Source organism: Archangium gephyra, from assembly GCF_049060025.1.
In the GTDB taxonomy this organism is placed as follows: Bacteria; Myxococcota; Myxococcia; order Myxococcales; family Myxococcaceae; genus Archangium; species Archangium gephyra_A.
In genome coordinates this window covers 452,698-467,130 of the sequence record NZ_JBMEQQ010000002.1, presented here as the reverse complement: position 1 = coordinate 467,130, position 14,433 = coordinate 452,698, and the positions used below count along the sequence as shown (strand labels likewise).

At 69.7% G+C, this 14,433-nt stretch carries 12 protein-coding genes and 4 pseudogenes; 5 read left to right on the top strand and 11 right to left on the bottom strand.

The features are described from left to right. Window positions 1-11 precede the first annotated feature (11 nt). Together ACN28I_RS02115 and ACN28I_RS02110 are read right to left on the bottom strand one after the other, a co-directional pair. Window positions 12-1,220, bottom strand: a complete 1,209-nt coding sequence (locus tag ACN28I_RS02115) for a hypothetical protein (RefSeq protein WP_420940491.1) — start codon at window positions 1,218-1,220, stop codon at window positions 12-14. Window positions 1,221-1,224: 4 nt separating this feature from the next. After that, window positions 1,225-1,395 carry a hypothetical protein gene (locus ACN28I_RS02110; RefSeq protein ID WP_420940490.1) on the bottom strand — a complete coding sequence of 57 codons (171 nt, stop codon included), beginning with the start codon at window positions 1,393-1,395 and terminating at the stop codon, window positions 1,225-1,227. Between the two features lie 711 nt (window positions 1,396-2,106). Here ACN28I_RS02110 and ACN28I_RS02105 point away from each other — a divergent pair. After that, window positions 2,107-2,850, top strand: a complete 744-nt coding sequence (locus ACN28I_RS02105; protein ID WP_420940489.1) for an OmpA family protein — start codon at window positions 2,107-2,109, stop codon at window positions 2,848-2,850. Here ACN28I_RS02105 and ACN28I_RS02100 read toward each other — a convergent pair. Beyond that, on the bottom strand, window positions 2,847-3,236 hold the full coding sequence (locus tag ACN28I_RS02100) for an MAPEG family protein (protein WP_420940488.1): 390 nt from the start codon (window positions 3,234-3,236) through the stop codon (window positions 2,847-2,849). The two genes, ACN28I_RS02105 and ACN28I_RS02100, sit on opposite strands and share 4 nt — an antisense overlap. 317 nt (window positions 3,237-3,553) lie before the next feature. Between ACN28I_RS02100 and ACN28I_RS02095 the strand changes: the two are divergent. Together ACN28I_RS02095 and ACN28I_RS02090 are read left to right on the top strand one after the other, a co-directional pair. After that, window positions 3,554-4,162, top strand: a pseudogene (locus tag ACN28I_RS02095) (cytochrome P450); the annotation flags it as partial. A gap of 208 nt (window positions 4,163-4,370) precedes the next feature. Further along, on the top strand, window positions 4,371-4,628 hold the full coding sequence (locus tag ACN28I_RS02090; RefSeq protein WP_420940487.1) for a cytochrome P450: 258 nt from the start codon (window positions 4,371-4,373) through the stop codon (window positions 4,626-4,628). Between the two features lie 9 nt (window positions 4,629-4,637). Here the strand turns inward: ACN28I_RS02090 and ACN28I_RS02085 are convergent, their stop codons facing one another. From ACN28I_RS02085 to ACN28I_RS02065, 5 genes and pseudogenes are all read right to left on the bottom strand, one after another. Continuing rightward, on the bottom strand, window positions 4,638-4,904 hold the full coding sequence (locus tag ACN28I_RS02085) for a DUF3014 domain-containing protein (RefSeq protein ID WP_420948554.1): 267 nt from the start codon (window positions 4,902-4,904) through the stop codon (window positions 4,638-4,640). A gap of 100 nt (window positions 4,905-5,004) precedes the next feature. Next, window positions 5,005-5,331: pseudogene (locus ACN28I_RS02080) on the bottom strand (DUF3014 domain-containing protein); the annotation flags it as partial. Window positions 5,332-5,511: 180 nt separating this feature from the next. After that, window positions 5,512-6,042, bottom strand: coding sequence for an OmpA family protein (locus tag ACN28I_RS02075; RefSeq protein WP_420940486.1), 531 nt, complete (start codon window positions 6,040-6,042; stop codon window positions 5,512-5,514). 89 nt (window positions 6,043-6,131) lie between these two features. Next, window positions 6,132-7,506, bottom strand: a pseudogene (locus ACN28I_RS02070) (sigma-54-dependent transcriptional regulator). Continuing rightward, window positions 7,496-9,617 (bottom strand): annotated as a pseudogene (locus tag ACN28I_RS02065) (ATP-binding protein). The pseudogenes ACN28I_RS02070 and ACN28I_RS02065 overlap by 11 nt, the downstream one beginning before the upstream one ends. 269 nt (window positions 9,618-9,886) lie before the next feature. Between ACN28I_RS02065 and ACN28I_RS02060 the strand changes: the two are divergent. After that, window positions 9,887-11,317 (top strand): HAMP domain-containing sensor histidine kinase, encoded by a 1,431-nt coding sequence (locus ACN28I_RS02060; RefSeq protein ID WP_420940485.1) that lies wholly within the window; start codon window positions 9,887-9,889, stop codon window positions 11,315-11,317. 6 nt (window positions 11,318-11,323) lie between these two features. Here the strand turns inward: ACN28I_RS02060 and ACN28I_RS02055 are convergent, their stop codons facing one another. Further along, on the bottom strand, window positions 11,324-12,292 hold the full coding sequence (locus ACN28I_RS02055; protein ID WP_420940484.1) for a multidrug resistance efflux transporter family protein: 969 nt from the start codon (window positions 12,290-12,292) through the stop codon (window positions 11,324-11,326). Between the two features lie 62 nt (window positions 12,293-12,354). Between ACN28I_RS02055 and ACN28I_RS02050 the strand changes: the two genes are divergently transcribed. Continuing rightward, window positions 12,355-12,582: a hypothetical protein gene (locus tag ACN28I_RS02050; RefSeq protein ID WP_420940483.1), complete on the top strand. Its 228-nt coding sequence runs from the start codon at window positions 12,355-12,357 to the stop codon at window positions 12,580-12,582. 12 nt (window positions 12,583-12,594) lie between these two features. Here the strand turns inward: ACN28I_RS02050 and ACN28I_RS02045 are convergent, their stop codons facing one another. Both ACN28I_RS02045 and ACN28I_RS02040 read right to left on the bottom strand, forming a co-directional pair. Next, window positions 12,595-13,302, bottom strand: a complete 708-nt coding sequence (locus ACN28I_RS02045) for an esterase/lipase family protein (RefSeq protein WP_420940482.1) — start codon at window positions 13,300-13,302, stop codon at window positions 12,595-12,597. Window positions 13,303-13,391: 89 nt separating this feature from the next. Continuing rightward, window positions 13,392-14,330, bottom strand: coding sequence for a DUF459 domain-containing protein (locus ACN28I_RS02040; protein WP_420940481.1), 939 nt, complete (start codon window positions 14,328-14,330; stop codon window positions 13,392-13,394). Window positions 14,331-14,433 lie beyond the last annotated feature (103 nt).

Here is a 14,433-nt window from a genome sequence, read left to right as displayed (position 1 = left end):
CTCTCTGGGCTTCAGTGAAGCGCCTCGACGACGGAGTAGTTGTGGATGCCGAAGTAGGTGTCCCAGGACAGGGCACCGCAGAAGTTGGAGCCACCCGGGGGCGCCTTCACGCAGTCATTGGAGCCCGTCGCACCGGTGGTGGCGTCGAAGCCGTACTTGGCCACGAGGCACGCGTCGCAGATGCCGTCGCCATGCCACGAGTCGGGGCAGACCTCGTTCCACGTCTGGTAGTAGGCGGGGTTGATGTACGGGTTCCAGCTCGCCGTGCTCGGAATCTTGTAGCTGCTCGAGTAGCCGTAGGCGATGAGGCAGTCGGGCTCGACCTTGCCGTTGTTGAGCTGGGTGGTGGTGCAGCCGTACTTCCAGACCGTGTTGCCGGTCATGTAGTCATAGGCATGGCCGGACGCGTAGTTGTTGCAGGCCTGGCCGGCGGCCGACACGGGCGTCTCGGGGGGGTAGGTCTGCTGCGAGGGCGCGGGAATGGGGGCGTTGGCCACCTTCTGCGCGATGAGGTTGCCGCTGTTGTGGCAGCTCCGGCGCGACTGGTGGTGGTTCAGGCGGCCGTCGTCGATGATGATGTTGCCGAAGTAGCCGGAGCTGTCGTTGCCGATGAAGCCGTCCGTGCCGGCATTGAAGCTGCCCCAGCCGAGCAGCGCCGCCGCCTTGAGGCCGATGGCGTACATGTAGCCACCGCAGTGCGCGTCGCTGGAGAAGAGGTTGGCGTAGACGCGGTTGCCGCGCACCACGGAGATGGGCTTGCCGCCCACCGAGGTGGCGCCATAGGTGCCGCCGAAGGTACCGTTCGAGTTGTACACGCGCATGTTGTCCATGCGCTGCTGCACGACGGCCGGGTTGTTGTAGCTGCCACCGCCGAAGAACTCGACGACGCTGTTGGCGATGTTGAGGAACGAGCCGCTCGTGGTCACCTGGTCCGCCAGCGGCGTGCCCGTCAGGTCCGGCGCCGAGAAGATGACCTGGGAAATCTTGCTGGTGACCTGGTTGACGGCGTAGCCCCTGGCGCTCACCGCACCGGTGTGCGCGAGCATGTAGCGCAGCGGGCTCGAGCCGTTCGAGTGCGTGATGACGGTGTAGCTGGTGATGCCGTTGGCGCTCGCCCACGGGACGATCTGATCCACGATGGAGCCCCAGCTACACTGGCTGAAGCCCGCGCAGCTCGCGCCGGGATAGCCGACGACGAGGTAGGGCCGGCCGTTGCGCATCGTGTCAATGGACTTCTGGGTCCAGTAGCCGGTGGTGGCCGAGCTGCACGGACTGATCGCCGGTGCCATGGACGAAGACGACGCCAGCGGTGGCGTGGGCCTCGCCGCTCACACCGAGCAGCACAGCGCAGGCGGCCACGAGGGCCAGACCTGCGGACCTGGGAAACACGTGCATGGAAAACCTCCTGGAGGCGGGGGGGGAAGGAGCCTCTCACAGTGGTCGGGAACAACAGGTTGTAACAGAAAGACAGGAAGCCTGTCTCCTGAGCGGACAGGCATGAGAACTGGGGAGGAGCCGCCCGGTATGAGATGCTATGCGTCAAAGGCCCGGACCCCCCCTCCTTGGACTCCCTGCTGAAGCTCGGCTTTGTCGCGTTGGTGCTCTCTGTCGGCGTGGTGCGCGCCGCGGAGCCGCCTTCCGTGGAGCAGGTGCGCGCGGAGCTCGACCGGCAGCTGAGTGAGATGGTCAACACTCCTCCGCCGGAGATGAGGCTGCGCTTCATCGGCCTGGATCCCGCGGACTACCGGCTCGTCGAGGTGCACTTCACGCTGGATGGGCAGCCGCTGCAGGCGCCCCCGGTGGAGCAGATCGGCTCGCCCGGGCCGCATGTGCTGTTGACGCGGCAGGTCGAGGACGGCCCGCACACACTGGTGTCCAACGTCGTCTACATGGATGCCTCGTGGAACATGTTCAGCCCGACGTCGGGCCTGCTGTGGAACATGACCTCCACGCTCAACTTCCAGACGCAGCGCGGCCTGCGCGTGGACGTGGCGGCCACCACCGTGCTGGTGCCGGAGGCGAAGGACCCGCGGCTGAAGGTGAAGCTGTCGCACGGCGTGACGATGGAGATGATCGCGGAGCTTCGAGGACGTCGCGCTTCCCGAGTTGCCTCCACCCCCGGCGAAGAAGGCCGCAGCACCGGACGCGGGCGTGGCGCTCGCCCGAGGCACCCCGCCGCCGGAGCCCCCGAAGGCCACGCGCCCGCCGGAGCCTCCACCCGCGGCCACGGCGCAGAAGGCGCGGCTGCTGGTGCGTGCGCTGGCGAGCCGGAAACCCGTGGCGGCCACGATTTCCGTGCGCGGGGCCACCACCCAACAGGTGGCGCTGAAGAAGGGGGCCCGGGCGCCCGTGCAGGTGGAGATGGCACCGGGCGACTACGTCGTGGACATCATCGCCTCCGGCTTCCTCGCGCAGACGCGCCGGGTGAAGCTCGCGGGAGGCAACGCCCAACCGCTGGACTTCGCGCTGGTGCGTGCGCCGAAGAAGAAGCTCGTGAAGGTGAACAACGGCCGGGTGGAGCTGCTCAAGCCCCTGCGCTTCCCCGAGGCCAAGGCGGCTCCGCTGCCGGACCCCAGCCTCCCGCAGCTCGTGGACCTGCTCGTGCGCGCTCCCACGCAGCGCCTCCGCATCGAGGGCCACACCCACAACCAGGAAGGCGACGAGGGCGCGCGCAAGCAGCTCTCCGAGGCCCGGGCCCGCGCGGTGGCGGAGCTGCTCGTGAACGCGGGGGTGGACCCGTCACGGCTCGAAACGGAGGGCCTCGGCGACACCCGGCCGAAGGCGCCCAACTTCACCGCCCGCGGCCGGGAGCTCAACCGGCGCGTGGAGCTGCTGCTGCTCGAGCGTTAGGCCAGCCGGATCAGCGTGAGCACGTAGAGGGCCACCACGGCCATCATCGCCAGCTTCCAGCTCTGGCTGCGGAGGGTGGGCTTGTCCTTCACGTAGAAGACGGCATGGCCGATGCGGAACACGAGGAACAGCACCGCCAGCAGGTTGATGCGCTCGTGGGGGACGCCGGCCAACCAGGACAGGACGACGGCGGCGGCGAACGGAGGGAAGGCCTCGAAGGCATTGAGCTGGGCGAAGTGGGCCCGCCTGTGCCAGCCGGTGAGGCCCTCGTTGTACTCGCGAGGGCTGGGCAGGTAGTCGCCCCTCCGGGTGGAACTGCGCGCCAGCACCGACAACACGAAGGGATGCAGCATGGCGAGCAACACACACAGCACCGCGATGAACATGACGCGCTCCTCCAGAGTCCCTGGACTCTACCGGAGGAGCCTCGTGGCTCCATTTCCATTTTGAACGGCCCTCCCGGTCGATTCGACCGGTGCGGCCGGACGTCACCCACCGCCGTGGGCTCGCGCTCCTCTGAGACGCCGGGGCGGCACCGGCTGGCCCGCCGTTTGCCCTCTTCCGTTCCAACAACCCTCCACACGAGGAACCGGAACCATGAGCCAGCCCCTGAACCTGATGACCCCCGAGGTAAGAGCCAATCCCTACCCGCTGTACGCGGAGCCTCCGGCGCCGGGCGGTATGCCAGGTGGAGCCGGGCGGCATGTGGGCCGTCAGCCGTTACGACGACGTGGTGACCGTCCTGAAGGATCCCCGGCGCTTCTCGTCGGAGGGCCTGGGCCAGAGCTTCCGGCCCCCCTGGTTGGAGCGAAACCCCACGGCGGACTCGCTCGTGATGAAGGATCCGCCGGACCACACGCGCCTGCGGGCCATGGTCAGCCGGGCCTTCAATGGCGCGGCGCTGAGCCGCTTGGAGCCGAGCATCCGCGCCATCGCCGAGGAGCTCGCCGAGTCGGCCGTGCGCCGCCAGGAGGTGGACTTCGTCGCCGAGTTCGCCCTGCCCCTCCCGGCCCGCGTGCTCAACCTCTTCTTCGGCCTGGAGCCCGCCATGGCCCCGCGCCTGAAGCACTGGGCGGATGATCTGGTCAGCATCCCCGCCAGCCAGCCGTCGCCCCAGCGCCAGGAGGAGATCCGCCACAGCCTCCAGGAGATGGAGCACTGCTTCAACGCGCTCATCGAGCAGCGGCGCTCCCATCCCGGAGAGGACGTCGTGAGCGAGCTGCTCCGCGGCGGGCAACTGACCCACGAGGAGCTGTTGAGCTTCCTCTTCGGCCTGGTGCCGGCCGGTGTGGAGACCACCGTGTACCTGCTCGCCAACACGATGGTGGTGCTCTCGGAGCATCCGCGGGAGCTGGAGCGCGTGCGCGAGAACCCCACGCTCATCCCCCGGCTCGTCGACGAGGTCCTCCGCTTCGAGCCTCCGGGACAGAGCAGCCTCCGGCTGACGACGGAGGACGTGGAGCTTCTCCGGCGTCACCATTCCCCGGGGCTCCCTCGTCGTCGCCCTGGTGGGCGCGGCCATGCGGGACGAGAGCCGCTTCCCCCAGGCGGACCGCTTCCTCCTCGAGCGCGAGAGCCAGAGCACCCTCGCCTTCGGCCACGGGCCCCACTACTGCCTGGGGGCGATGCTCGCCCGGATGGAGGCACGCCTCGGCCTGGAAGCGCTCTTCTCCCGCATCCGCGGCTTCTCCCTCCAGCGCGAGGACCTCGACTGGTCGCAGTCGATCATCGCCCGCGGGCCTCGCACCCTGCCGCTCCGCTTGGAACCCATCCCGTAGATGAAGCAGTCAGGGCTGCCTGGCCTGCTCGGGCGAGGGCAGGCCCAGCGCACCGGCGATCTCCGAGAGCTTCGTCTGCACCTTGCGCATGTTCTCCGGCCCCATCCGCAGCAGGTGCTTCTCGGCGCCGCTGAGCGCCTCGAGACGGAGATCCGCATAGGCATAGAGAGCCCCCTTGGGGATGACCTCGACCGGCCCCGTGGGCACCGGAACAAGGGTGAGCCGGCCGATGGCCTGGGAGAGCACCTGGTCGAGGGTCCGTCCCGGGGGAGCAATCTCCGCGTGGGCGGCCTCCAGGAGAGGCTTGAGCTCCCTGATACACCCGCTGCACCCCCTGGGTATTCACCGAGGCGAAGGCACGCGCGATGCCGTCGAAGCGGGCGTAGCTCTCCGGAGCAATCACCGTGCGGGCACCGCGCCGGTTGATACGGAAGCCGCCGCCAGGAGCCAGGAAGGACAACTGGGTACGCGGGCTCCGCCCTTCGGCGACCGCGTTCGTCGCGGAGACGAAACGCCGGGCCAGGTCCTCGGCGGAGAGCCAGCGGAGGAACTCGGCGTCGCTGGAGAGCCCGCGCAGCAGCTCACGCACGCGCGGATCCGTGCCCGAGAGCTGGACCTCGGGCCGCGTGACCGCCGGGGCGGGCGTGCCGGCCTGCGCGACAGGCTCGGCGCGCTCGGCCACGGGCGGCTCGGGCTTGCGCATCAACAGATACCCGCCGACCCCTCCGAGCAGCGCGAGCAGGAGGACGAAGGCCACCAGGAGGGGCCCTCTCAAGGCCCGGGGGCGTCCGGCGGGAGGAAGGGAGGAGTTCGGGTCGTGCGAGGGCGTGGTCATCGGTGTTCCTCGTTGGGATGCGCTGGGATTCGAGCCGGTTGAGCGGTGCTAACGAGCCCCCGCCCGGGCCTGCTCGGATAGACGGAAGGAGAACTCGGCACGGCGGTTCCTCTCCACGGAACCCTCGTCCGCCGGACGCTCCTCGCCGTACGACAGCACGGAGATGCGCTGGGGCTCGACGCCCAGACGCACCAGATAGGTCCGCACCATGTCGGCGCGACGCTGGCCCAGCGCCAGGTTGTACTCGGTGGTCCCCAGCTCGCACGTATGTCCCGACACCGTCACCCGGGCGCCCGGACGCTGGCGCAGCGCCTGTGCGAGGCGCTCCAACCTGTCCTGGTCCTCGGGCGTGAGCGTGGCGGAGTCGAGCGAGAAGTAGACCGGCGCGGCCGCGAGCGCCTCGGACTCCTCGTCCGCGTTGGAACGGGCGTCCTTTCCGGCGTTGGCCGCCGCGGGTGCCGGCGCGGACGCGGCCGGCGCCGTGCTGCTGGGCGTGGGGTGGGTGGTGACGGACTTGGCCGCGCAGCCCGACAGGCCGAGCGCCAGGAGGAGAGACAGCAGGGAGCGGTTCAGGTTCATACCCAGACACATGAGCAAGCTCCGTGCCGCTCTGGCTGTCTCTGGGAAGCATGCGCGCCCCTGGCTCCGGGGCTGGCAAAGCGCACGTCCTAACGTTGCGAAACGCCTCCGTCGGCGCGCTCGCGCCGGTGGATGGTGGAGACATCAATCCCCAACAACTCCGCCGCACGCGTCTTGTTGCCGCCACACCGGGCAACCACCCAGGCGATGTAATCACTCTCCAATTGCCGGAGTGGCACCACCTGCTCCTGCGCCGCCGCCAGCGGATGGGGGTCCGGTGTGCCCGGGGAGGCGTGGATGCGCAGCAGGGAGAGCTCCACGGTGGGCTGGCTGCCGAGCACCACGAGGCGCTCGACGAGGTTCTCCAACTCGCGCACGTTCCCGGGCCACGGCATGCGCCCCAGTTCCGCCACCACTTCCGGGGCCAGCGAGGTGACGGGCGAGCGTGTGTTGCGCGCACGGGCCTGGGCCACGAAGTGCTCGGCCAACATCGGAATGTCCTCCCGGCGCTCGCGCAGCGGGGGAATCCGGAGCGACACGACATTGAGCCGGTAGAAGAGGTCCGCCCGGAAGCGGCCCTCCTTCACCCGGGCCTCCAGCTCCTGGTGGGTGGCCGCGATGATCCGCACATCCACGGTGCGCGCTCCGTCCGCTCCAACGGCCCGCACCTCACCGTCCTCCAGCACCCGCAGGAGCTTCGCCTGGAAGCTCGGGAGGCATGTCCCCTATCTCATCGAGGAACAGCGTGCCGCCGTCGGCCTCGACGAACAGGCCCCGGCGCGCCGTGGTGGCGCCGGTGAAGGCGCCCTTCACGTGGCCGAAGAGCTCACTCTCCAGCAGCGCATGAGGCAGCGCGGTGCAGTTGACCGCCACGAAGGGGCCCTGCCGCCGGAGCCCCTCCGAGTGCAGGGCCCGGGCCACCAATTCCTTTCCGCTCCCGCTCTCGCCGCGCACCAGCACCGCCGCATCCGAATGCGCCACGCGCTCGACGAGCTCGTAGAGCGTCCGCATGGGCGCGCTGCGGCCAATCAGAGAGCCCAGGCGACTCCGGTCCGCCGCCTGGCGCTTGAGCGTCTGGTGTTCGGTGCGCAGGCGCCGCTCCTCCAGCGCCCGCTCGACATAGAGCAGGACCTCATCCAGGCGGAAGGGTTTGGTGAGGTAGTGATAGGCGCCGCGCTTCATCGCCTCCACCGCGCTCTCCACCGCGCCAAAGGCGGTCATCAGCAGCACCGGGAGGCCGGGGTCTATCCTCAACGCCGCCTCGAGCACATCCAGCCCGTCGACGTCCTTCATGCGCAGGTCGCACAGCACGACGTCGTAGAGGCGGGCGCGGAGCTGGGCGATGGCCTCCTCACCGCTGCTCGCCACGTCCACGGTGTAGCCGGCGTCCGTGAGCGGCTCCTTCAGCATTTCACCCATTTCCACGTGGTCATCCACCACGAGGATTCGAGCGTCAGACGGCATGTTGTTCCTCCCAACAAGGGGCCGCCACCGGCCACCGCAGCGTGACGCAGGTGCCCCGGCCCGGCTCGCTGTCGATCTCCACCTGGCCACCGTGATTGCGGACGATCTGCGCCACCATGCTCAGTCCCAGGCCCGTGCCCTGGCCCCGCTTCTTGGTGGTGAAGAAGGGATCGAAGACCTGGTGCAGGTGCTCCGGAGCGATGCCGCAGCCATCGTCCTCGACGCGCAGCTCGAGCATCCCCTGGGCCTCCGGGGTGTCCCCGTCAACCCGTGAGGCGCTCAGCCGCACCTGGCCCCCGGCGCCGCAGGCGTCACAGGCGTTGAGGACGAGGTTGAGGAGCACCTGCTGAAGCTGATCGGCGTTGGCCGCGAGCGCGGGCAGGTGCTCGGGCACCTCGACGTGAAGCCGCACACGCCTGCGCTCCGCCTCGATGTGCATCAACTCCTGCAGACCGTGCACGAGCGGGCCCAGGAAGACCGCACGGGCTTCCGCGGGCTGGAAGCGCGAGAAGTCGAGGAGCTGCCGGATGGTCCGGCTGACCCGGTCGATCTGCTCGATGATGGCGCTGAGGCCCCGGCCCTGCGGGTGCGCCGTGCCTCCCAGCTTCCCCAGCATGTACTCGGCCCGGCCCCGGATGACGCCCAGGGGCGTCCCGATCTCGTGGGCCACGCCCGCGGCGAGGACTCCCACCGTGGCGAGCTTCTCGGCCCGCAGCAGTTGATCCTCCAGCATGCGCACGTTGCTCAGGTCCTCGAGCACCAGCAGGGTGCGCACGTCTTCGTCCCCGTGCTCCAGCGGGACGGCATGGACGTTGTAGTGGCCCTTCTCGTTGAAGAGGCTGAGCGGCTCGGCGTGCAGGCTCCGCACATGTCCGTCCTCGAGCGTGGCCTCCAGCAGGGCGCCGAGCCGCTGCACCACGTGCGCGGGCGCCGACGGAAAGGCCTCGGAGAGTGTGCTTCCCAGCGCCGTGGAGGGCAGCCGGGCCCGGAGGGCCTGGTTCACGGCGCTGATGCGTCCCTCCGCGTTCAGCGCGAGCACGCCCGTGGGGATGTGATCGAGGATCTTCTGGGTCTTCTCGTGAAGGTGCACCAGCCGGGCGGCATGGCGGCGGCTCTCGCGCAGCGCCACGGCACGGCGGTTGGCGAGCACGACATAGGCCCCGAAGGTCACGAGGAAGACGGCCACCAGGAGCGCGGCGAGGGACAGGCGCAGCACCAGGGTGCGCTCATGGGTGCGCAGCGCCCGCGTGGAGGAGAGCGTGGCGACCGCCCAGGAGGCCTCGCTCCGCATGCGGATGGGCTCGAAGGTGGCCACCACGTCGGCCGGGCCCATTCCCAGGCGCTTCGCCTCCGCCTCGCCAATCCGCAGACTCCCGGACTCCCCCGCGCGCATGCGGGAGACCAGCGTTCGCAGACCGGGCACGAGGCCCCCCTCGGCCTGCACCAACCGCTGGTGCCACTCCGCCAGCTCCGGAGCACTCAGGGGAGAGGGGTACCCGTGGAACCCGAGCAGCAGCAACCGGGTGTTCTCGTCCGCCGTGACCAGGCGCAGGGGCGCGAAGAAGGGCTCGGTGTCCACCAGGATGGCGATGGCTCCCGCGCCCCCCGGGGCCTCGCCGGGAATCGGGGTGGCGAAGACCCGCATCCACTTCGAGGTGCCATCCACCACGGGACGCGAGGGGGTGATGAGCCCCGGAGGACCCGCGAGCGCCTGGCGCGCCGTGTCCGCCAGGGCGGTGGTGTGTGCGGCCTCGCGCGGCATGCGCTGGGCCCGGCGATCCACCAGCGTCAGCAGCTCACGTCCATCCGGCCCATAGACGGCGATGGCCCTGTACTGCCCCACCGCTTCCAGCAGGGCGCGGAGCTGCACGGCGATGCTCCTCGGCGGAGCCCGGCTGGGCGAGCAGCTCGCCCGCGAACCGCAGGTCATCTCCGAGATCCTCGAGCGCTTCGGAGACTCCGCGCGTGGCCTCCCGGAGCTGGGCGTGCCGCTCGCGCCCGAACTGCTCCACCAGCGCCTGCCGGTCACGCTGGATGAACCAGACGGCGCCCCCAGCGACGCTGGCCAGGGCCGACAGCAAGAGGAGCAGGGGGACGAGTGAGCGATGCATGAGAGGGTGGCGGGCCCGGCATGACGAAGCGCACAGCCGGAATCCCGTGCTTGCGGCAACGCAAATCCGGTGCCACTCGTTCCCCGTCGCGGACACGCCCGCCCATGCCGGGGTATCACCGCACAGCGCCATGCCGGGCTGGCACTTTGCCAGGGGGCTCCGGCGTCCTCTCCTGGGATGAAAGGTGAGATTGCCCGGAGACCGGGCACACAAGGGAGAGGACGTCAGGTAAAGGAGTTCTCGATGCCCGAGGAGGGGTAGAGGGAGAGATGACGCCAAGCCTGCGAGGACAACGTGCCGGAAGTGCCGTGCTGCTGGGACTGGTGACGCTCGTCACGGCGGGCGAGCTCATCGCCGTCACCACCTGGATGGGGCGAGACAACATGCGCCTGTGGCAGGCCGGCGAGAGCGTTCGCGCGGCGCAGGAGTTGGAGATCGCGCTTCTGCTGCACAGCCGGGAGCGGCGCCTCCTGGAGGTGACGGACGGGCCCGTGCACGCGCGCGCGATGCAGGAGGCCGAAGCACAGGCCCACTTCTGGTTGGAGCAGACTCGGAACCATGTGGGAGGGCCATTCGAGGCCGAGCTCCTCGAGGAAGTGAAGCGGGAGGTCGAGGCGTACTTCACACGAGAGCGGACCAGGAGCGGATCCGGCAGCGAGCTCCCGCGCGGAGCGCCCGACCCGGAACTGGGGGCGATCCTGGAGCTGACCGAGCGCCTCGTGCGCGTCAATGTCACCGATGCACGCAACCGGATGGAGGAGGCACAACTCTGGGACCACCGTGCCAACATCCTCGGCCTTCTCGCCGTCCTGGTGTTGTTGACGGGCGTCGGTGGGGTCATCTGGGCCGAGCGGCGCCTCATCCATCGCCCGGTGGCGCTCATCCAGCGGGCCCTCGTGAGCTTCCAGCTCGGGGCTTCCTGGACGCCAGCGCCCGAGATCGGCGCCCGGGAGCTGCGGGAGATCGCCCATGCCTTCAACGAAATGGTGGCCCGTCTGGAGCGGCAACGGGACACCCAGGTGAACTTCCTGGCGGGAGTGGCCCACGATCTGCGCAACCCCCTCCAAGCCCTGAAGCTGGCCGCGAGCGGGGCGGGCTCCGGGGCAATTCCCCCCGAGCGGGCCCAGCAGCGCCTCGCCATGGTGGAGCGGCAGGTGGAGCGGCTGGGGCGCATGGTGGACGACCTGCTCGATACGACCCGCATCGAGGCCGGACAGTTGGAGCTTCGCCTGGGAGAGCATGACCTCACCGAGCTCGTACGGGAGGCCGTGGAGCTTCACCGGCCCGTGTCCGCCCGGCACACCCTCGAGCTCCAGGTGCCCGGACATTCAACCCCCATCCACTGCGACGCGACGCGAATCTCCCAGGTGCTCAACAACCTGCTGAGCAATGCCATCAAGTACTCGCCCGAAGGGGGAACGGTGCACATCCGCGTCCTACCGGCGGACGGCGGCTACCGCGTCGCGGTGACGGACACGGGAGTGGGCATCCCTTCCGCCGAGAAGGAGAGCATCTTCGAGCCCTTCCGCCGGAGCTCCTCCACCCGAGGCTCCATCCCAGGCGTGGGGCTCGGACTGGCGGTGGCGCGGAAGATCCTCGCGGCCCACGGCGGCTCGCTGGACGTCGAGAGCGAGCCAGGAAGAGGCTCGACGTTCTACGCGAAGTTGCCTGTCAGGCAGTCCAACCCGTCCGCATCCTGAGAGGACTCACGTCTGTACCGCGGTGGGCTCCAACTCGGAGAGCACGCTGATGCGGCTGTAGAGCACCATGCCCACCACGATGAGCGCGGCGCCCACGAAGCTGAACGCGGAGGGCAAAGGCTCGCCCAGGAAGACCACGCCCAGCAGCAGCGCGAAGAGCAGCTCGGTGGCCTGCGTGGCCTCCACGGCGGACAGTCCCACGGGGTTGTTCGCCGTCATCTGCGCGGCGCGGAAGAACAGGGTGGTGGCGATGACCCCCGAGGAGAGCGCCACGCCCGCGGACTGCAGCACCTGTCCCGGCGAGGGCCACCCCACCCGCGCGTAGCCGTAGGCCGCCACGCCCAGCCACAAGGGCAGGCTCCCCAGCGTCATCCCCAGCACGCGCTGGCTGGCATCCAGGGAGACGCCTTCGCGCTCCAGGTGCAACATCACCCTGCGGTTGCCCAGCGGATATGAGACGGCGGCGATCACCACGAAGAGCAGCGCCAGCCAGGCACTCGCTGGCATGGCCAGTTGGAAGTGCCCCAGCTGCATGATCAGCACGCCCACGACGATCAACGAGCCCATCCCCACGGCCTTGAGGGGGATCCGCCGGCGCGCATCCGTGTAGATGAACGGCGAGAGCAGCGGGCCCGCGAGCACCGTGAGCTGGAACGAGCCGGCGATCAGCCACGAGGGCCCGTACTCCGCCGACAGCGTCAGGAACGCATAGAAGACGCCGAAGCCCACGCTGCTCCAGAGCAGCCACTCGCCCGGGTGCCTCCTGAGCTCGGCCCCCAACGGCCGCAACCCGCCATGCAGGGCCACCAACACCGACATGAGGGGCAACATGAGGAAGTACCGCAGCGACGCGCTCCAGGCCCAGAACCCACCCGCCGCCGCCATGTTGCGGTTGAGCACGTAGGTCATGGTGAAGAACAGCGCCGAGGTCAGCCCCAACAGGATCGCCAGCAGGGCCGAGGAGGACTTTTTCATGGGCAGACGTGCACGGTGAGAAGCCTTGGTTATCATGGTTCGCCCCGTTCCAAGGAACCCCCGTGAGTGCCATCCTCGTCCGTCTGGTCTGTGGTCTTCTCTTCGCCGCGATGGCGCTCGGGGTCGTGGTCCACCCCCCGGCCAACCTCTCCCAGGGCCTGGGCATGCTCCTGCCGGCCACGATGCTGCTGAACTACGCCATCAAGGGCCCGCGCCGCTCCATGGTCGCGAAGAAGCCGGCGCCGGCGCCCGCCCCCGCCCCCACCGACTCCGGGTCCGCCCAGAGCTGAGCCTCGGAGCCTTCAGGGACCGCCTGGAGGCAGCACGACCCGCGTGGGCAGGAAGTCCTCCGGACGCTCCACCGTGAGGGCCTCCTCCACCGAGCGGAGGACCCGCCCATCGCGCAGCATCAGTGGGTGGAGGATGACGGGGATGGTGCGCTCCCTCGCTCCGGCCAGCTTGGAGGACCGGGCGGGGATGATCATCAGATCGAACGGCGACCACAGCGTGAAGACCTGGACGTCTCCGAATGGCGCCTCGTCGGCGGCGAGCCCCCGCAGCAGCTCGCTCCCGGGCCGCATGTCGCGTGCGCCGGGGTTGGCACGCAACCAGCCCGTGAGCGTTCCCGCGTGGGGACCGGAGATGGACACGAAGCGGCGCACGAGGTTCCGGCCCTCCAGCCGCTGCAGGTAGTAGCGGCTGACGAGCGCCCCCATGCTGAAGGCCACCACGTCGACCCGCGCACTGCCCGTCCGCGCGCGCAGGCTTCCGGCCGCCTTGGCCACCTGCTCGGCCAGCACGGAGATGGGCTCCGCCCCGTTGTTGGGCTTCAGTTCGACGATCTGCACGTCCTGGAAGCCAGCCCGCGCCAACCCCTCCGCGAGCGGCGCCAGGGTGCGTGCGTCGTCATCGATGCCGTGCACCAGCAGCACGGGCACCCGCCTGGAGGCCTCGCCCGGGGCGGAGACCGTGGAAGGAATGGCGGACGCACGTGCGGAGGCGGAGGTCATGGAGAGAGCTCCGCACGAGCATGTCGCCATCGCCAACAGGCACGCAACCAGGCGCCGCAACGGGAGTGCTCCGCTCTTCATGCCTCGCCTCAGGGATAGCAGAGCGCCATGGGCATCACCGTCATCGGCGCTTCCGAGACGGCATCGAACTCGCGGCAGATCGCCGGCTCCCGGGTGCGGACCTCGGCCTTGACCGGGGGCGCGGCGGGAGGTGGCGCGGCGGCCACGGAAGGAGCTGGGGCCACGGGAGGAGCCGGGGCCGCGGCCACCACGGGCGCGGGCTCCGGGTTGGCGGGCCGAGGCGCCGCACCGCCGGGCCCGAGCAATCCGAGCACCGCGGGGTGGACCCGGGTGGCGAAGTACCGGCCGCCCGCCAACGTGAAGTGCACCCCGTCCTCCATCTTCAACCGCATCGGCTTGCGGAAGCCCTCGACCCTGGCCTCGCGCAGGAGGGCGCCCTTCGCGTCGGTGAAGAACGGCTTCGTCTCGAGGTACGTCGAGGCCTCATGGGCCGACACCACCTCGCGCAGCACACGCCGGATGATGCCCAGCTTGCGCTCGAAGTTCGGCAGCCCGGTGTACGGCAGCTCGACCCAGAGGATCTTCCGGCCGGGCGCTCCGAGCGTGCCCAGGAAGTCCGTGACGCGCTGGCGGTACGCCGCCTCCCACCCGGACTCGCCCCACCGGACCTTCGCCTTGCCCTTCTCGTCCGTGAGCCCCTGCCCGTCGTTGCCGCCCATGATGACGACGACGACATCAGGCCGGTGGCGCTCGACCTCTTCCCGGCCCACCTTCATCCAGTCGAAGAAGTCCGGACGGGCGAGCCCGGTGGAGGACTTCGCCTTCCGCAGGGCGCGCGTCCCCGGTTGATCGTTCAGCAGCTTCTCGAGGTACTCGCCGAAGCTGGTGACGATGAGGCTGTCGCCGAGCAGCAACACGGTCCGGGCCGGAGGGGCTTCCGGCTTCCCGTCCTTGGCAGGGTCGGCCCGCACCAGTCCCGTGGAGAGGACGGCGAGGCACACGAGCACACGAGCGAGGTGAGTCTCCATCTCGCGCCGAAGCTACCGCGCCCGTGCGCGGCTGAGAACAAATCGGCCAGACCCTTCCCTGCCCGCCCGGTGGAGGAAGGAG